The sequence below is a fragment of the Sphingobium lactosutens genome, from assembly GCF_013393185.1.
In the GTDB taxonomy this organism is placed as follows: domain Bacteria; phylum Pseudomonadota; class Alphaproteobacteria; order Sphingomonadales; family Sphingomonadaceae; genus Sphingobium; species Sphingobium lactosutens_A.
This window is the reverse complement of the sequence record NZ_QJQX01000036.1, coordinates 37,806-54,754: the sequence shown is the minus strand read 5'-3', so window position 1 is coordinate 54,754 and position 16,949 is coordinate 37,806. Positions and strand designations below refer to the sequence as shown.

Sequence of the window (16,949 nt, the reverse complement as noted above, 5' to 3'; positions counted from 1 at the left end):
GGCTTTCGCGTAGAGGAGGCCGTGCCTCGGATTGCTCTGCGCCCTTTGCGCCTCACACTATCACGATTTCCGGCAGGATCGCATCGAGCAGCAGCATCCCCGCCGCCGCGACCTGAAGTTTCGCACCTTTGCGATGCAGCAGGCCGATATCGATCAGCTGGTCGATGGTGCGTTCATCCACCAGTTGCGCGATGCCGATGCCCGACAGGGCGGCTATCCGGTCGAGGTCGACGCCTTCGGCCAGACGCAGCCCCATCAGCAGCGCCTCGCGCGCGCGATCCTCGCCGGCGAGCGGCTCCTCACTCTGGGTGCCATGGCCGTTGCGCTCCACCGCGCCCATCCAGTTTTCCGGCTTCTTGTGCCGCAGCGTCGCCGCGCCGGTGCGACGGCCATGGGCGCCGGGGCCGATGCCGATATAGTCGCCATAGCGCCAATAGGTGAGGTTATGCCGGCTTTCCTGACCCGCGCGGGCATGGTTGCTGATCTCATAGGCCGGGATGCCCGCCGTGCCGGTCATCGCCTGCGTCAGTTCATAGAGCGTCGCGCCATGGTCGGGATCGGCGGGCGTCAGCTTGCCCTGCGCCACCAGCGTAGCGAAGCGCGTGCCCGGCTCGATCGTCAGCTGGTAGAGCGACAGATGCCCGGTGCCAAAGCCCAGCGCCCGTTCCAGCTCCGCCTGCCAGTCGGCCTCGCTCTGGTCCGGCCTGGCGTAGATGAGGTCGAAGCTCACCCGCTCGAACACGCGCTGCGCGGTATCGAGCGCCGCCAGCCCTTCGTCCACATCATGCGCGCGGCCAAGGAAATGCAGCGCCGCATTGTCCAGCGCCTGAAGGCCGAGCGACACGCGGTTGACCCCGGCAGCGGCGAGATCGGCGAAGCGCGCCGCCTCGACCGAATTGGGGTTGGCCTCCAGCGTGATCTCCACGTCGTCCGCCAGCCCCCAATGGCGCTCGGCCGCCGCGATCAGCTCCGCGACCAGCGCGGGCGGCATCAGCGACGGCGTGCCGCCGCCGAAGAAGATGGAGGTCAGCGGCCGCCCGCCGGTCAGCGCCGCCTCATGCGCCATGTCCGCGACCAGCGCCGTGCGCCATGCCTCTGTGTCGATCCGGTCACGCACATGACTGTTAAAATCGCAGTAGGGACATTTGGAGACGCAAAAGGGCCAATGCACATATAAGGCTAAAGGAGCGGCAAGAGCCGACGGGTTGCTGGACTGGTTGATCGACATGGATGGGGCGGGCTTTAGACCGATTTGTCGCGCGCTGCTACGGGCAGGCGCGGCCGCGCTGATGATGGTGGCGGGCGCCGCCGGGGCGCAGCAATATTATTATGAAGAAACGACCGAGGTGGAGCGCGGCGACGATCTGATGCAGGACGTCGTTCTGGGCATGCAGAATGAGGAGCGCGAATCGCTTGGCCTTGCGCCGCTGGAGTGGGACGCGGCGCTGGCGGCCGACGCGAACCGCTATGCGCGGTCGATGGCGCGGACCGGTGTCTTCGCCCATTCCAATCGCGCCAGCCGATCGGTGCCGAGCGGCGAGAATCTGTGGATGGGGACGCGCGGCGCCTTCGACTATGAAGCGATGATCGGCAGCTTCCTCGATGAAAAGCGGATGATGCGGCGCGGCGGGCGGATGCCTGACCTCTCCACTACCGGCCGCTGGCAGGATGTCGGCCATTACAGCCAGATCATCTGGCGCAGCACGCGCAAGGTCGGCTGCGCGCTGGGTGAGAGCGCGCAATATGACTATCTGGTCTGCCGCTATTATCCCGCCGGCAATGTCTTCGGGCAGGGGCCGTTGGACGCCGAACCGAGCGTGCTGGCGAGCGGCAACGGCGTGATGGCGCACGGCACGAAATAGGGCGGGCGGATATTTCCCGGCGCGCGAACATTGGATAGCCATGTCGCGCCGACCGGGAGAGAAGATCATGCGCCGCCCAAAGCTGTCATCCATCATCATGGCCGGTTCGCTGCTGGCGATGGCGGCCTGTGGCGCGCCGCCGGAGCGGCAGAGCGAGCCTGCCGCCAACGCGGCCCGTGCTATGACAGCCAATCAAGCGGAGACGTTGAACGCGGCGTTGAATGCGACAGGGGAAACGCCCGCCGCCGAAACGGTGGAAGCCGGACCGCTCTCCTGCACGGCGGAAATCGGGGGCGCAGCGGCGGAAAAGCGCGTCAGGCTGTGCCGGCAGGTTTCGCCCGCAACCCGCCCGCCCTGCAACGCCGCGAACAGCTGCGCGATGATCGAAGATGAGATTGCGCGTAGCTGCGCCCTGATCGACGGCTTTGGCGAAGAGGGCAAGCCCACGCCCGGATGCAGCCCCTCGCCCGGCAGCATGGCGGCGGCCGCCAATGTCGTGAAGCGCTATTATGCCGCGATCAACGCGCGCGACTATGGCACCGCCTGGTCGCAATGGGGCGAGAATGGGCCGCCGAACCAGACGATGGACGGCTTCCAGGCCGGTTTCGCTAACACCCGCGCCACGACGGTGACGATCGGCAAACTGGAGCCGGGTGATGCGGGGGCGGGATCGATCTACCAGACGGTGCCGGTGGTCGTGAATTCGGAATTGCGGGACGGCACGCGCCAGCGCTTCGTCGGCGATTATGTGGTGCGCCGGGTGAATGGCGTGGATGGGGCTTCATCGGCGCAACTGCGATGGCATGTCGGATCGGCGAAGCTGAAGGCTGCGCCGACGGGATAAGTCGGGGAGGTTGTCTTGGGGTGGGAAGCGGACGATCGGCTGTTCTTCTTCTTGGCCGTCACCCCAGCGAAGGCTGGGGTCTCAGGCGAGGTTGCGCGACTTGGCCTGGGATACCAGCTTTCGCTGGGATGACGGAATATCGTCGCTTCCACACATCAACCTCCGTTCGCCTTGAGCTTGTCTAAGGGCATCCGTTCTTCGTCAACACGATGCTTGAAGAGAAGGGACGGGGCTTCGACAGGCTCAGTCCGAACGGATGTTGAGCTGCTGCTCTCATTGCCTTCCTGCCGCCGCCAGACGGCCAGCGGCGTCTAGAAAACCGCCTTCACCAGTTGCGCGAAGGCGTCGGCGCGGTGGCTCATGGCGTGCTTCTTGTCCGGGTCCATTTCGCCGAAGCTGATGTCGTAGCCGAGCGGTTGGAACATCGGGTCGTAGCCGAAGCCCTGATCGCCCCGCGGCGGCCAGACGAGCGTGCCGTCGACGCGGCCCTCGAACGCCTCGACATGGCCGTCGGGCCAGGCGAGGGCGAGGGCGCAGATGAAATGGGCGTCATGCCCGGCATCCGGCCCCTTGGCCTCGACGCCTTCCCACACCGTGCGCATGGCGAAGTCGAAATCCTTGTCCGGGCCGGCCCAGCGCGCGGAAAACAGGCCCGGATCGCCGCCCAGCGCGTCGACGCACAGGCCGCTGTCGTCGGCCAGCGCGGGCAGGCCGGAGAGGTCGGCGGCCTGCATCGCCTTCAGCTCCGCATTGGCGATGAAGGTCGTGCCGGTTTCCTCCGGCTCGGGCAGGTCGAGCGCCGCGGCGGAAATCGGCTCGATCCCGTAGGGGCCGAGCAAAGCGGCGATTTCCCGCACCTTGCCGGGATTGTGGCTGGCGATCACCAGCTTGCCCGGCGCCAACTTGCGGATCGCCTGTTCCTGTCCGAATTCGTCGCTCATTCTACTACCCTAGCCTATTTTTTCTCGTCATCCCGGCCTTGAGCCGGGTTCGCGCTTCTTCTTCAACCCAGTCAAAGGAAAGCGGGACCCCGGGTCAAGCCCGGGGTGACGGCAATAAGGGATTATGGTCGTTTACCGCCCCGTCGCCACATCCTGCGCCGTGAAGATCTTCGCGCAGCCGATGCGGGCGAGGCGGAGCAGGCGGAGCAGTTCCTCCTCGTCATAGGCGGCGCCTTCGGCCGTCGCCTGCACTTCGGCGAACTTGCCGTCGCCGGTCAGGATCAGGTTGGCGTCGGTTTCGGCATTGCTGTCCTCGGCATAGTCGAGGTCGAGGACCGGGGTGCCTTCATAGATGCCGCAGCTGATCGCCGCGACCTTCTGGATGATCGGGTCTTCGGCGAGCGCGCCCGACGCCAGCAGCTTGTCGACGGCGATGCGCAGCGCGACCCAGCTGCCCGAAATGGCGGCGGTGCGGGTGCCGCCATCGGCCTGGATCACGTCGCAATCGATCACGATCTGGCGCTCGCCCAGCTTCTTGAGGTCCACGACCGTGCGCAGGGAACGGCCGATCAGGCGCTGGATTTCCTGGGTGCGGCCCGACTGCTTGCCCTTGGCCGCCTCGCGGCTGCCGCGCGTGTGGGTGGCGCGGGGCAGCATGCCATATTCGGCCGTGACCCAGCCCGAACCCTTGCCGCGCAGGAAGGGCGGCACCTTTTCCTCGATCGAGGCGGTGCACAGCACGCGCGTGTCGCCGAAGCTGATGAGGCAGCTGCCCTCGGCATGGATGGTGAAGCCGGGTTCCATGGTGATATCGCGCATCTGGTCGGGCGCGCGGCCGGAAGGACGCATAATTTCTACTCCGAAGCGTTCGAGAGGCAGCCGGAGCCGCCAATGCGCCGGGAAGCGCATTTAAGACGCCGCTTAGCGTCCGGCAGGACGAGTTGCCAGTGTCCAGAGCGTGAATTGGACGATATGAGGGGTTATGAAGATAAAAATCTTGGGTTTGGCCGGGCTGTTCGCACTGGCGGGGTGCATGGCGGATCAGGAAGGGCTGGAGCCGCCCAAGGCGCCGGGCGACGTGATCCGCTTCACCGCCGGGCGCTGTTTCGGCGCCTGTCCGGCCTATACGGTGCAGGTGTCGCCTGACGGGTCGGGCCTGCTGACGCCCGAGCGTTTCACCTCCGTGCCGGGACCGACGCGCTTCACCCTGACCCGGCTGCAATATCGCAAGCTGGTCGCCACGCTGGCGCCGCACCGGCCGGCGGCGGGTACGACGGAGACGATCGCCCACGGCAGGAATTGCGACCGTTTCGCCACCGACATGCCGGGCTATACGGTGGAATGGACGCGGCCGGGCCAGCCGGCGACCCGGCTGGACTATCAGTCGGGCTGCATGGACCCGCAATATGGCCGGCTGCGCGTCGCGATCGCCTCGGTGCCGAAGATTCTGGACGTCGAGCATATGCTCAATCCCAAGGCGGTGACGCCATGAGGCGGCTTGAGCGTGCGGGCCCCCTTGTCTAGATAGGATCCATGTCGGTCATCCCCATCTCCGAACTGAATGATCGTGCGCGCGACGTGTTTCGCCTGGTGGTGGAAAGCTATCTGGGGACGGGTCTGCCCGTGGGATCGCGCACCATCAGCAAGATGACGTCGCTCAGCCTGTCGCCCGCCTCGATCCGCAATGTCATGCAGGATCTGGAGGAGCTGGGCCTGCTCGCCGCGCCCCATACGTCGGCCGGGCGGATGCCGACCGAGACGGGACTGCGGCTGTTCGTCGACGGCATGATGCAGGCGGCGGAGCCTTCGGCCGAGGAGCGCCGCGCGATCGAGGCGGGCATTTCCGAAAGCGGCCCGATCGAGGAAGCGCTGTCCGCCGCCACCGCGACGCTTTCGGGCCTTTCCGCCTGCGCCGGCATCGTCATGGTGCCCAAGCGCGAGCCGGTGCTGCGCCAGTTCGGTTTCGTGCCGCTGAACGCGCGGCAGGCGCTGGCGGTGCTGGTGGGGCAGGACGGATCGGTCGAAAATCGCATGCTCGACCTGCCCGACGGCGTCAGTCCGGTGATGCTCAATGAGGCGGCGAATTTCATGTCGGCGCGTTTCGGCGGCCTGACCCTGCGCGAGGCGGGCGAGGCGCTGGCGCGCGAGATGGAGGCGGAACGCAGCGCGCTGGACCAGAGCGCGCGCGATCTGGCCGCTCGCGGGCTAGCCATCTGGTCGCATGACGCCGACGACCGGCCGGTGCTGATCGTGCGCGGCCAGTCGCATCTGCTGGACGATGGCGCCGCCGCCGACCTCGAACGGGCGCGGCAATTGCTGGAGCAGCTGGAGGGAAAGCAGGAAATATTGGACCTGCTACGCGGCGCTCTGGCGGGCAGCGCGACCAAAATCTTCATCGGCTCGGAAAACAAGCTCTTTTCCCTGTCGGGTTCTTCCGTCATAGCCGCCCCCTACCGTGGCGCGGACGGCCGGGTCGTCGGCGTGGTCGGCGTGATCGGCCCCACGCGCTTGAACTATGCGCGGGTGATCCCCATGGTGGACTTCACTGCACAGACGCTGTCGAGATTGATGAGATGAGCGAAGACAAACAGAATCTGGAAAATACCGAAGTCGTGGACGCGCTGCCGGAAGATGCTGCGCCTGCGGGAGGCACCACGGCCGAGAAGATCGCCGCGCTGGAGGCGGAACTCGCCACCGCGAAGCAGGATATTCTCTACGCCCATGCCGACACGCAAAATGTGCGCCGCCGGCTGGAAAAGGAACTGGCCGACGCGCGCGCCTATGCCGCGACCGCCTTCGCCCGCGACATATTGTCGGTCGCCGACAATCTGAGCCGCGCGCTGGCCTCGATCCCCGCCGACCTGCGCGAGGATGAGAAGTTCAAGAGCCTGGTCGTCGGCCTCGAAGCCACCGGTCGCGAACTGGAAAGCGTGTTCGGCCGTAACGGCATCAGCAAGCTGGAGTCGGTCGGCCAGCCGCTCGACCCCAACAAGCATCAGGCGATGATGGAAGTCCCTTCGGCCGACGCCGAACCGGGCACCATCCTGGTCGAGATGCAGGCCGGCTACATGATCAAGGACCGCCTGCTGCGCCCCGCCATGGTGAGCGTGGCGAAAAAGCCGGAATAACAAAGAAAATCACCCCTCCCCTTCAGGGGAGGGGCAGGGGGTGGGGCGCGCCTCGCAGAGGGCGGCGCTCGCAACCGCCCCATTCAGACCCCTCCCGTAAAAGGAGGGGTCTTGTGTTTTCAGGAGGGCCAGATGCGCCACGACCTCAACCTCACCACCGATCGCCCGACCTTCGTCACCCATCTCGAATGCTCGCTGACCGGCGAGCGCTATGAGGCGGATCGGCTGCACGGGCTGTCGGCGGCGGGGAAGCCGCTGCTGGTCCGCTACGACCTGGATGGCGTGCGCGCCGCGCTGACTAAGGAGGCGCTTGCCCAGCGGCCGATGGACCTGTGGCGCTGGCGCGAATTGCTGCCGGTGCGGCAGACATCCAACATCGTCAGCCTCGGCGAAAATGCGACGCCCCTCATTTCGTTGCCGCGCACGGCGGCGCGGCTGGGCGGGGCGCATCTGCTCGCCAAGGATGAAGGCCGCCTGCCCACCGCCTCCTTCAAGGCGCGCGGCCTCGTCATGGCGGTCTCCATGGCGAAGGAACTGGGCGTCACGCAGGTCGCCATGCCCACCAACGGCAATGCCGGCGCGGCGCTGGCCGCCTATGCCGCCGTCGCGGGCATGGAATCGGTGATCTTCTGCCCCGCTGACACGCCTAAAGTGAATGTGCGCGAAATCGCGGCGCAGGGCGCGCGCGTCTATCGCGTCAACGGCTATATCGACGATTGCGGCGCGATCGTGGGGCAGGGCGTCAAGGAGCGCGGCTGGTTCGACTTCTCGACGCTCAAGGAACCCTATCGGATCGAGGGCAAGAAGACGATGGGCCTCGAACTGGCCGAACAGCTCGGCTGGGAACTGCCCGACGCGATCTTCTACCCCACCGGCGGCGGCACCGGCCTGATCGGCATGTGGAAGGCGTTCGACGAGCTGGAGAAGATCGGCTTCATCGGCTCAAAGCGCCCGAAAATGTTCGCGGTGCAGGCCGAAGGCTGCGCGCCGATGGTCCGCGCCTTCGAGCAAGGCGTGGAATTCGCCGAGCGTTGGGAGGATGCGCAGACCATCGCTATGGGCATCCGCGTGCCGCGCGCGGTCGGCGATTTCCTGATCCTGCGCGCGGTGCGGGAGAGCGGCGGCGCGGCGCTGGCCGTGTCGGACGCGGCGATCGCGGCGGCGGTGCGCGATGTCGCCCGCGACGATGGCCTGTTGCTGTGCCCGGAAGGCGGCGCGACGCTGGCCGCCTACAGCCAAGCGCTCGACGAAGGCCTGATCGGCCGCAACGAGCGGGCGGTGCTGTTCAACTGCGCCAGCGGCCTCAAATATCCGCTGGAGGACCAGAGCCATACCCTGGATCGCCACGCACCGATCGATTTCGCGGCGCTATAAAAGGCGCAGGCGGTCCCGCGACTGGCGGATTGGCCGGGATGGGGTGTTTTGCGACGGTCCGCTTATGGGCTAGCATCGCAAGGACGGCATCACCCATACAGGCAATATATGAGCTATCGGATATTCTATCACCACGGCGCTGAACTTGGCCTAGCTACGAAAGTGGCAAAGGGCGTTCTGGAAATCGACAATAAGGCCATTGCCATCAAATCAGGCGACAATTCTTATCACATTGCATTCCAAGATGTTGAGGATGTCGAACTGATCCGCCTCCACAAGATCGGCCGCGTCATTCGCTTGAAGCATAGTAACGGCACGCATTTCGTATCCGTCGTTCGGTTTATGGTCGGGCAGTTCGCGCTAATCAATTTCCTTGCCACTGGCAGGGTGTTCAATCGGATACAAAGCGCCGTAATCAGGCCTGACTTGTCTGCTACTGGAGATTAAGCCTGTTTCAATGAGTGACCGTTTCTGGTCGTTTTTAACCGTCATGCCAGCGGAAGCTGGCATCTCAGGCGACGGCGCGGAACGGTCGAGCGTGGCGCTTGTCCCAGCCTGTCTCGCCAACGCCTGAGACCCCAGCCTTCGCTGGGGTGACGGAAACAAGGATGACCGCTTTCGAACGATGGCGTTGCGCGCGCAGCCAGCCGCGAATGATCCTATGAGGATCGGCTGCTTTGCAATCCGACTATCGTTGCTTGGAAAGACGGCGTCCAGCGTTGGGGAATTGGTAGACCCGCCGGTTACAACCGCCCTGCCTCGGCAGATTGCACGTTCGAACCTTGCCGCTGGATAGCTCAGGCGTGACCGATTTCGGGATGTGGAAATGGTCGCCTCCTGGGCGACAATTTCTGGCCGCAAGCGAGCGCCCGCGCCAAATCTTCACTTCACCACCCGCTCCAACGATATAAAAAGATATATCGCAACTCTTGACGTTTTTCATTTCTAAGATATATCGCAAAGCATCATGACATATATGAAAGACTCAATGATGCGATTCCCCCATAATTTCCACGGCCGCCATCGCGGTCATCATCACCCACATGGCGCCCATGCCGGTCATGGCCGTTTCGCTGGTCCCGACGGCTTCGGCCGTGGTCGTGGCGGGCCGTTCGGCGGCGGCGATCCCTTTGGCGAAGACGGCCCCCGTGGCGGTGGCCGGGGCGGCATGGGTGGTGGTGGCCGGGGCGGTGGCCGCCGTCGCCTGTTCGACAATGACGCGCTGCGCCTGATCCTGCTCAAGCTGATCGCCGACGAACCGCGCCATGGCTATGAACTGATCCGCGCGATCGAGGCGCTGTCGGGCGAGGCCTATGCGCCCAGCCCCGGCGTCGTCTATCCGACGCTGACCCTCTTGTCGGAAATGGACCTGATCGCCGAAGAACCGAGCGAAGGCAGCCGCAAGCGCTTCGCCATCACCGATGCCGGTCGCGCCCAGATCGGGGAGCGCAAGGACGCGCTCGACATGGCGCTGGAACGCCTGTCCCATCTCGCCCGCAAGGCGGAGCGGGTCGATGGCGGCCCGGTGCGCCGCGCGATGCACAATCTGCGCTTCGCCATCCAGCAACGGCTTGAAAAGGAAGGGGCGGATAACCAGACCATGTTCGACGTCGCCGCCCTGATCGACGAAGCCGTCGTCAAGATCGAAAGGCTATAACCCATGACCCTGACCGCAACCGTCCCGACCACCAATGGCAGCCGCTATCTCCAGCAGCTCTGCAAACATTGGAGCCACAAGTTCGATGTGACTTTCGACCCAGAGAAGGGCGAGATCGCCTTTCCCATGGGGCCGATCCGGATGGAAGCGCAGCCGGAGGCGCTGGTCGTGGCGCTGGAGCCGAACGCCGACGTCGATGTCGAGCGGTTCAAGCAGGTGGTCGCCGACCATCTCGACCGCTTCGCCTTTCGCGAGGCGCCGCTGCCGTTCGACTGGAAATAAACGGGCAAGTCGAAGTGCGGAAAGAGGGCGGAGCGATCCGCCCCTTTTCATTTGTGCGGGATTCGCCGCGCGCTCGCCAGATGATGGGCGTGAGTGATGGCGACAGCCAGCGCGTCGGCCGCGTCCGGTCCGGCGATCTTCGCCCCCGGCAGCAGGCGCGACACCATGGCGTGGACCTGCTCCTTGGACGCATTGCCGACGCCGACCACCGATTTCTTGACGAGGCGGGCGGCATATTCGCCCACCTCCATGCCCGACCGCGACGCGGCCAGCAGCACGACGCCGCGCGCCTGACCCAGTTTCAGCGTCGATTGCGGGTTCACATTGACGAACACCTCTTCGACCGCCGCGCCATCGGGCCGGTGTTCGAGGATGAGGTCGGTCAACGCCAGGTCGAGCGCCAGCAGCCGCGTGGCCAGCGACATGGCGCTGTCGGTCTTGATCTGGCCATTGCCGATATGGGTCAGCCGGTTGCCGTCGGCGGCGATAAGCCCCCAGCCGGTGGTGCCAAGGCCGGGGTCGAGTCCGAGGAGGATCATGGAACAGGTTCCGTTCGCTTCGAGGGGAGTCGAGAAGCGCTTGCGCTACCGTGTCTCGACTTCGCTCGACACGAACGGTTGTCGGGCATCTTAGCCCAGCTTCTCCATCACCTCGTCGGACATTTCATAATTGCCCCAGACGGTCTGGACGTCGTCATCATCTTCCAGCACGTCGACCAGCTTGAGCAGGGTCGCGGCGTTGCTTTCGTCGACTTCGACGGTGGTGGTGGGCCGCCAGGCGAGCTTGGCCGCATCGGCCGCGCCGATCTTGGCTTCCAGCGCCTTGGCGACTTCGTGGAGCGCGTCCATCGCGGTCCAGATCTCATGCTCGTCCTCGTTCGAGGACACATCGTCCGCGCCCGCTTCCAGCGCCGCCTCGAACACGGCGTCCGCATCGCCCGCGCTGGCCGGATAGGTGATGAGGCCAAGACGGTCGAAGCCATGGCTCACCGCGCCCGACGAGCCGAGATTGCCGCCATTCTTGGCGAAGGCGGTGCGGACATTGGTGGCGGTGCGGTTGCGGTTGTCGGTCAGCGCTTCCACGATGATGGCGGTGCCGCCTGGGCCGTAGCCCTCATAGCGCACTTCCTCATAATTCTCCATGTCGCCGCCCGCGGCCTTGTCGATCGCGCGCTGGATATTGTCCTTGGGCATCGACTGGGCCTTGGCGGCGTTGATCGCCAGACGCAGGCGCGGGTTCATGTCCGGGTCGGGCATGCCCATCTTGGCCGCGACGGTGATTTCGCGGCTGAGCTTGGAGAACATCGACGAGCGCTTCTTGTCCTGCGCGCCCTTGCGATGCATGATGTTCTTGAATTTGGAATGGCCTGCCATGGTCCTGAATTCTTATCTGCCGGTTGAATGTGATGGGCGCCCTTACACCAGCGCCTGCCCCAAGAGCAACCTTCAGAGCAATCTCTGCCACCAGCCGACATCGCGCCAGCCGCCCATCTTCCACCCGACCTCGCGATAGATGCCGATGGGAGTGAAGCCCATCGCCTCATGCAGCGCGACGCTGGCCTCATTGGGCTGGGCGATGCCGGCGAAGACGGCATGGATACCGCGATCCTTCAATATCGGGAACAGCGCCGCGTAGAGCGCGCGGCCCACGCCTTGACGGGCAAAAGCCGCATCCACATAGATCGCGACATCGGCGGAGGTCGCATAGGCGGCGCGGGTGCGATGCGCGCTGCCATAGGCATAGCCCGCGATCCGGCCATCTTCGGCTTCGGCGACCAGCCAGCCATGCGATGCGCCATGATCGGCGATGCGCCGCGCCATGTCGGCGGCATCGGGCGGGTCGGTTTCGAAGCTGACCCAGCCGTCCGTCACATAGGGGGCATAGATCGTCGCGCAGGATGCGGCGTCACCGGCCTCTGCGGGACGGATGCGGATGGTCAATAGAGGATGGCCGTGCCCGAAGCCGACACCATCAGCATCGACCCGTTCGACCCGATCACCTCATAGTCGAGGTCGACGCCGACCACGGCATTGGCGCCCATGGTCGCGGCGCGGGTACGCATTTCCGAAATGGCCTGCTCGCGGGCGCGCTGGAGCACATCCTCATAGGCGCCCGACCGGCCGCCGACGATGTCGCGCACGCTGGCGAACAGGTCGCGGAACAGGTTGGCGCCCACGATCACTTCGCCCGTGACGATGCCGAGATATTCCTTCGCGGGCTTTCCTTCCAGACGGCTGGTGGTGCTGACGATGATCTCGGACATGGGGCTTTCCTCTCCGTTAAGACCTGTTCGGGCTACCCCGCGCGCCGCCCTTCGACAAGGGCGGCGCGTTCGGGGCAGGTGTTACTCCATGCCCAGAGCGGACAGGTAGGTCTGCAGGATGGCTTCCATTTCCTGACGGTCATGGGGCTGCATCTTCCGCAGGCGGACGATCTGGCGCATGATCTTGCCGTCATAGCCGTTGGCCTTGGCTTCCAGATAGACGTCTTTGATATCGTCGCCGATACCCTTCTTTTCCTCTTCCAGGCGCTCGATGCGCTCGATGAAGAGGCGTAGCTGATCGGCGGCGACATTGGGTTCGCTCATGGGGATCTCCATATGAGGGTGAAAATGTGAATCGGTCGAGATGAATCGGCCGAAATGAATCAGGCTGGCGGACGCCTCTAATGATTGTCCGCGTTCTTCGCCACACTCTCCTGCATCTTCGCGACCTGATCGGGCGTTGCTTCGCCCTGATGGCGCGCTTTCCAGTCGGAAAAGGGCATGCCGTGGATGATTTCGCGCGCCTGATCCTTCGTCAGCTGGCCGTCGGCTTGCGCGATCCAGTCGGCCAGGCAATTGCGGCAGAAGCCCGCGCTGCCCATAAGGTCGATATTCTGGACGTCGGTCCGATGCTGCAAATGCGCCACCAGACGGCGGAAGGCGGTTGCAGCAACCGCATCCGTGAGTATGTTATCGGTCATCGGCGATCCCTTTCGCTGATCTACATCATCCTGTCGTGCAGCACGGATAACCCATAACGACGCCCTGACAAGATCGGGAGCGATCATGACGGCCAGGAGAAGACATGACACGACTACCGCCCCGTTCGCGCAAGGTTCGCATCCTCGCGACCCTGGGTCCTGCGAGCGATACGCCCGAGATGATCCGGGCTCTTTTCGTCGCAGGGGCCGACGCCTTCCGCATCAACATGAGCCATGGCGCGCATGAGGATCATGCCGCGCGCATCGCCTCCATCCGCGCGCTGGAAAAGGAATTCAACCGGCCGACCACCATCCTTGGCGACCTTCAGGGGCCAAAGTTGCGCGTCGGCACGTTCGAGAAGGGGCTGGCCATATTGGAGACTGGCGCGCCCTTCATTCTCGACCGGGATGAAACCCCCGGCGACGCGCGCCGCGTGAACCTGCCCCATCCCGAAATCTATGCGGCGCTGGTGCCCGAAACCCGGCTGCTGCTGGACGATGGCAAGATGGTGCTGCGGGTGAAGGCGATCGGCGAAGACCGGATCGACACCATCGTCGAGGTCGGCGGCACCCTGTCCAACCGCAAGGGCGTGAACGTGCCCGACGTGGTGGTGCCGGTGCCTGCGCTGACCGACAAGGACCGCCGCGACCTGAGCTTCGCGGTCGAGCAGGGCTGCGACTGGATCGCTTTGAGCTTCGTGCAGCGGCCCGAGGATCTGGCCGAGGCGCGCAAGCTGATGGGCGGCCATGGTGCGCTGATGGCCAAGATCGAGAAGCCTTCCGCCGTTCAGCGGCTGGAGGAGATTGTCGAGCTGGCCGACGGCGTGATGGTCGCGCGCGGCGACCTGGGCGTCGAGCTGCCGCCCCAGGCCGTGCCGCCGCTCCAGAAGCAGATCGTCGCCACCGCGCGGCGCATGGGCCGTCCGGTGGTGGTCGCGACCCAGATGCTCGAATCGATGATCAAGTCGCCCTCGCCGACCCGTGCCGAAGTGTCGGACGTGGCCACGGCGGTCTATGACGGCGCCGACGCCATCATGCTGTCGGCGGAGACGGCGGCGGGCGACTGGCCGGTCGAGGCGGTCGCGATGATGGACAGCATCGCCCACAGCGTGGAGCGCGATCCGGGCTATTTCGGCCGGCTCCACTATACCGAGACGCGGCCCGACCCGACCACCGCCGACGCGCTGGCCGAGGCGGCGGGCGGCATCGTCTCGGTCGTGGGGGCGAGCGCCATCACCTGCTTCACCTCGTCGGGCAGCACGGTGCGCCGCGTCGCGCGCGAACGGCCCTCCGCGCCGATCCTGGCGCTGACGCCGCGGGCCGACACCGCGCGCAAGCTGGGCCTGACCTGGGGCGTCCATGCGATCCGCACCAAGGATATCGGGACGTTCGAGGAGATGATCGGCAAGGCCCGCCGCATGGCGCTGCGCCATCACATGGCGGACAAGGGCGGCAAGATCGTGGTGCTCGCCGGCGTTCCCTTCGGCACGCCGGGATCGACCAACGTGCTGCACGTCGCGGCGGTGCGCGGCGACGAACTCAAGGGCCGCGAAGAGGCGTGATTCGGCCCAGTCCGTTCGTTTCGAGCGTGTCGAGAAACGGGAAGCGTTACGCTATCCACTTCTCGACTTCGCTCGAAGCGAACGGGCGGGGTGCCACGCCCCGAGATTGAATCAGCCGAATCGCCTCGCTCATCTGCATCACGCGCACGCAGAAAAGCGCCCGGTCGATGACCGGGCGCTGATCGGGATACAAGATCCTGGCGCTGCCTCCCGAAAGAGGCGGCTTGCCGTCGCTTAGCCCTGGCGGGCCTTGAAGCGGCGGTTGGTCTTGTTGATGACGTAGGTGCGGCCGCGACGACGGATCACGCGGTTGTCCCGGTGGCGGCCCTTGAGCGACTTGAGCGAGTTGCGGATCTTCATGGCAATCGGCCTTTGATGAATCTTGGTTTGATCGAAAAATCGAAGCGCAGCCCCTATGGGTGCGACGGGCCAAAGTCAAGGGCGGCGAGCCGGATTTTGCCCCCGAACATCCGCAGGCATGGCCATCTGTTCATCCTTCGTGCAGCAAGACGATGGCTTCACGCGTTGGAGGGGATTATGTCCTCCGCGCCGTGTATCGGTAAATGCCCGTTGGAGTAAGCCCATGTCGAAGCGCCTGATTCTCGCCGCCAGCCTCGCCCTGCCACTTGCCGCCTGCGCGACCGCCGCGCCGCCGGTGGAGGTGACGCGCTTCCATATCGACAATCCGGCGCGGTCGGGTTCGCTCGCGGTCGAGGAAATGCCCGGAAACCCGGACGTCAGCCTGGAATTTCGCACCTATGCTTCGGCCGTGTCGCAGGCCTTCCAGCAGGTCGGCTTCACCCCGGACGACGGCAAGCAGAGCGACTATGTCGCGCTCGTCAGCTTCAGCCGCAGCTTCCGCCCGTCCGGCATCGACCGCAGCAGCGACAAGCCGGTCAGCGTCGGCGTGGGTGGCGGGATCGGCAGCGGTGGCGGTCGTCGCGGCGGCAGTTTCGGCGGGCTTGGCGTGGGCGTCGGCATCAACCTGTCGGGCAAGCCCAAGGATATCGTGACCACCCAATTGCATGTGCAGGTTCGCCGCCGGTCCGATTCGACGGCCATCTGGGAAGGGCGCGCATCGACCGAGGCAAAGCAGGGTTCGCCCGCCGCGCAGCCCGCCACGGCGGCGCAGAAACTCGCTACCGCTTTGATCGGGGGCTATCCGGGCGAATCGGGCCGCACTATAAACATCAAATGACCATCAGCATTTCCAGCGGCTTCGACAGCGGCAATATTCGCGTCCTCTCCATCACCGATACGCCCGCCGGCGTCCGTGCCGAGCTGGAGATCGTGACCGATCACCAGAGCGACTTCTATCAATGGTTCCACTTCCGGCTCGCCAATGCGGCGGGGCGCGAGGTGGAACTGGCGATCGTGAACGGGGCCGGCTCCGCCTATCCCGACGGCTGGCCGGGCTATAGCGCGCGGGCGAGCGAGGATCGCGAGAACTGGTATCTGGCCGACACCAGCTATGCCGACGGCAGGCTGACAATTCGCCTGACGCCCGACAGCAACGCCGTCTGGCTCGCCTATTTCGCGCCTTACTCGATGGAGCGCCACCATGACCTGATCGCCTGGGCGGCTAGCCAGCCGGGCGTCGCCCATCGCGAGCTGGGCCTGACGCTGGACGGCCAGCCGCTCGACCTGCTGACCATCGGCGACGGTCCCAGGCAGGTGTGGCTCTATGCCCGCCAGCATCCGGGCGAATCGATGGCGGAATGGTGGATGGAAGGCGCGCTGGAGCGGCTCTGCGACGAGCAGGATGCCGTCGCGCGCCTGTTGCGGCAGAAGGCCACCATCCATCTCGTCCCCAACATGAACCCGGACGGCAGCCGTCGCGGTCATCTGCGCACCAATGCGGCGGGCGTGAACCTGAACCGCGAATGGCACGAGCCGACCGCCGACAAGAGTCCCGAAGTGCTGTTGGTCCGCAATGCGATGGATGCGACGGGCGTGGACTTCGCGATGGACCTGCATGGGGACGAGGCGATCGCCGCCGTCTTCATCGCGGGCTTCGACGGCATCCCGTCGATCACCGAGAAGCAGAGCCGGCTCTATCATCGCTATCGCGACACGCTGGCCGCGCGGACGCCCGATTTCCAGACGCGGCTGGGCTATCCCGTCGCGGCAGCGGGGAAGGCCAACCTCTCCATGTCGACCAATCAGGTGGCCGAACGCTTCGGCGCGGTGGCAATGACGCTGGAAATGCCGTTCAAGGACAATGACGACCTGCCCGACGCCGATTATGGCTGGTCGCCGGCGCGATCGATCCAGCTGGGCAAGGATTGCCTTGCCGCGCTGGCGGAAATGATCGACGAGATTTGAAGTGATATCG

At 65.3% G+C, this 16,949-nt stretch carries 22 protein-coding genes; 12 read left to right on the top strand and 10 right to left on the bottom strand.

Annotated elements, in window-relative coordinates:
- Positions 1 to 52 precede the first annotated feature (52 nt).
- On the bottom strand, positions 53 to 1,228 hold the full coding sequence (gene hemW, locus DM806_RS06680) for a radical SAM family heme chaperone HemW (protein ID WP_179042445.1): 1,176 nt from the start codon (positions 1,226 to 1,228) through the stop codon (positions 53 to 55).
- Positions 1,229 to 1,367: 139 nt separating this feature from the next.
- On the opposite strand from hemW, the gene DM806_RS06675 reads away from it, so the two are divergent.
- Together DM806_RS06675 and DM806_RS06670 are read left to right on the top strand one after the other, a co-directional pair.
- Complete coding sequence (locus DM806_RS06675) at positions 1,368 to 1,862, top strand: CAP domain-containing protein (RefSeq protein ID WP_372859362.1); 495 nt, start codon at positions 1,368 to 1,370, stop codon at positions 1,860 to 1,862.
- 67 nt (positions 1,863 to 1,929) lie between these two features.
- Positions 1,930 to 2,706, top strand: a complete 777-nt coding sequence (locus DM806_RS06670) for a hypothetical protein (protein WP_256869145.1) — start codon at positions 1,930 to 1,932, stop codon at positions 2,704 to 2,706.
- 311 nt (positions 2,707 to 3,017) lie between these two features.
- Here the strand turns inward: DM806_RS06670 and rdgB are convergent, their stop codons facing one another.
- Together rdgB and rph are read right to left on the bottom strand one after the other, a co-directional pair.
- On the bottom strand, positions 3,018 to 3,647 hold the full coding sequence (gene rdgB, locus DM806_RS06665; RefSeq protein ID WP_179042444.1) for an RdgB/HAM1 family non-canonical purine NTP pyrophosphatase: 630 nt from the start codon (positions 3,645 to 3,647) through the stop codon (positions 3,018 to 3,020).
- A gap of 132 nt (positions 3,648 to 3,779) precedes the next feature.
- On the bottom strand, positions 3,780 to 4,496 hold the full coding sequence (gene rph / locus DM806_RS06660; protein ID WP_179042443.1) for a ribonuclease PH: 717 nt from the start codon (positions 4,494 to 4,496) through the stop codon (positions 3,780 to 3,782).
- Positions 4,497 to 4,629: 133 nt separating this feature from the next.
- Here rph and DM806_RS06655 point away from each other — a divergent pair, with 133 nt between their 5' ends.
- The 7 genes from DM806_RS06655 to DM806_RS06625 all read left to right on the top strand — a co-directional run bounded on the left by DM806_RS06655 (position 4,630) and on the right by DM806_RS06625 (position 10,088).
- Entirely contained in the window at positions 4,630 to 5,139 is a 510-nt protein-coding gene (locus DM806_RS06655) for a DUF6438 domain-containing protein (protein ID WP_179042442.1), read from the top strand.
- A 41-nt stretch (positions 5,140 to 5,180) separates the two neighbouring features.
- On the top strand, positions 5,181 to 6,224 hold the full coding sequence (hrcA, locus tag DM806_RS06650; RefSeq protein ID WP_179042441.1) for a heat-inducible transcriptional repressor HrcA: 1,044 nt from the start codon (positions 5,181 to 5,183) through the stop codon (positions 6,222 to 6,224).
- Positions 6,221 to 6,775, top strand: coding sequence for a nucleotide exchange factor GrpE (gene grpE / locus DM806_RS06645; protein WP_179042440.1), 555 nt, complete (start codon positions 6,221 to 6,223; stop codon positions 6,773 to 6,775). Before hrcA ends, grpE begins: the two co-directional genes overlap by 4 nt.
- Before the next feature lie 132 nt (positions 6,776 to 6,907).
- A complete protein-coding gene (locus tag DM806_RS06640) occupies positions 6,908 to 8,149 on the top strand; it encodes a threonine synthase (protein ID WP_179042439.1) in 1,242 nt (413 codons plus the stop codon).
- Positions 8,150 to 8,257: 108 nt separating this feature from the next.
- A complete protein-coding gene (locus DM806_RS06635; RefSeq protein WP_179042438.1) occupies positions 8,258 to 8,596 on the top strand; it encodes a hypothetical protein in 339 nt (112 codons plus the stop codon).
- Between the two features lie 541 nt (positions 8,597 to 9,137).
- Positions 9,138 to 9,806 carry a PadR family transcriptional regulator gene (locus tag DM806_RS06630; RefSeq protein ID WP_179042437.1) on the top strand — a complete coding sequence of 223 codons (669 nt, stop codon included), beginning with the start codon at positions 9,138 to 9,140 and terminating at the stop codon, positions 9,804 to 9,806.
- 3 nt (positions 9,807 to 9,809) lie between these two features.
- Entirely contained in the window at positions 9,810 to 10,088 is a 279-nt protein-coding gene (locus DM806_RS06625; protein ID WP_179042436.1) for a DUF2218 domain-containing protein, read from the top strand.
- Positions 10,089 to 10,135: 47 nt separating this feature from the next.
- Here DM806_RS06625 and ruvC read toward each other — a convergent pair whose 3' ends face one another.
- The 6 genes from ruvC to DM806_RS06595 form a co-directional block, all read right to left on the bottom strand.
- A complete protein-coding gene (ruvC, locus tag DM806_RS06620; RefSeq protein ID WP_179042435.1) occupies positions 10,136 to 10,627 on the bottom strand; it encodes a crossover junction endodeoxyribonuclease RuvC in 492 nt (163 codons plus the stop codon).
- Between the two features lie 90 nt (positions 10,628 to 10,717).
- Positions 10,718 to 11,461 carry a YebC/PmpR family DNA-binding transcriptional regulator gene (locus DM806_RS06615; protein WP_179042434.1) on the bottom strand — a complete coding sequence of 248 codons (744 nt, stop codon included), beginning with the start codon at positions 11,459 to 11,461 and terminating at the stop codon, positions 10,718 to 10,720.
- 72 nt (positions 11,462 to 11,533) lie between these two features.
- Positions 11,534 to 12,028, bottom strand: coding sequence for an arsinothricin resistance N-acetyltransferase ArsN1 family B (locus DM806_RS06610; RefSeq protein WP_218647391.1), 495 nt, complete (start codon positions 12,026 to 12,028; stop codon positions 11,534 to 11,536).
- Entirely contained in the window at positions 12,025 to 12,351 is a 327-nt protein-coding gene (locus DM806_RS06605; RefSeq protein WP_179042433.1) for a heavy metal-binding domain-containing protein, read from the bottom strand. Before DM806_RS06605 ends, DM806_RS06610 begins: the two co-directional genes overlap by 4 nt.
- Before the next feature lie 81 nt (positions 12,352 to 12,432).
- Positions 12,433 to 12,675: a DUF2312 domain-containing protein gene (locus DM806_RS06600; protein ID WP_024019628.1), complete on the bottom strand. Its 243-nt coding sequence runs from the start codon at positions 12,673 to 12,675 to the stop codon at positions 12,433 to 12,435.
- 77 nt (positions 12,676 to 12,752) lie between these two features.
- The gene (locus DM806_RS06595; RefSeq protein ID WP_179042432.1) at positions 12,753 to 13,052 is read right to left on the bottom strand and encodes a DUF1244 domain-containing protein; all 300 of its coding nucleotides are present in this window, start codon (positions 13,050 to 13,052) and stop codon (positions 12,753 to 12,755) included.
- A gap of 104 nt (positions 13,053 to 13,156) precedes the next feature.
- Between DM806_RS06595 and pyk the strand changes: the two genes are divergently transcribed.
- Positions 13,157 to 14,614 (top strand): pyruvate kinase, encoded by a 1,458-nt coding sequence (gene pyk, locus DM806_RS06590; protein ID WP_179042431.1) that lies wholly within the window; start codon positions 13,157 to 13,159, stop codon positions 14,612 to 14,614.
- A 234-nt stretch (positions 14,615 to 14,848) separates the two neighbouring features.
- Here pyk and ykgO read toward each other — a convergent pair whose 3' ends face one another.
- Positions 14,849 to 14,974, bottom strand: a complete 126-nt coding sequence (gene ykgO, locus DM806_RS06585; RefSeq protein ID WP_004210176.1) for a type B 50S ribosomal protein L36 — start codon at positions 14,972 to 14,974, stop codon at positions 14,849 to 14,851.
- Between the two features lie 223 nt (positions 14,975 to 15,197).
- Here ykgO and DM806_RS06580 point away from each other — a divergent pair, with 223 nt between their 5' ends.
- Positions 15,198 to 15,812 (top strand): hypothetical protein, encoded by a 615-nt coding sequence (locus DM806_RS06580; protein WP_179042430.1) that lies wholly within the window; start codon positions 15,198 to 15,200, stop codon positions 15,810 to 15,812.
- Complete coding sequence (locus DM806_RS06575; RefSeq protein ID WP_179042429.1) at positions 15,809 to 16,939, top strand: M14 family metallopeptidase; 1,131 nt, start codon at positions 15,809 to 15,811, stop codon at positions 16,937 to 16,939. Before DM806_RS06580 ends, DM806_RS06575 begins: the two co-directional genes overlap by 4 nt.
- Positions 16,940 to 16,949 lie beyond the last annotated feature (10 nt).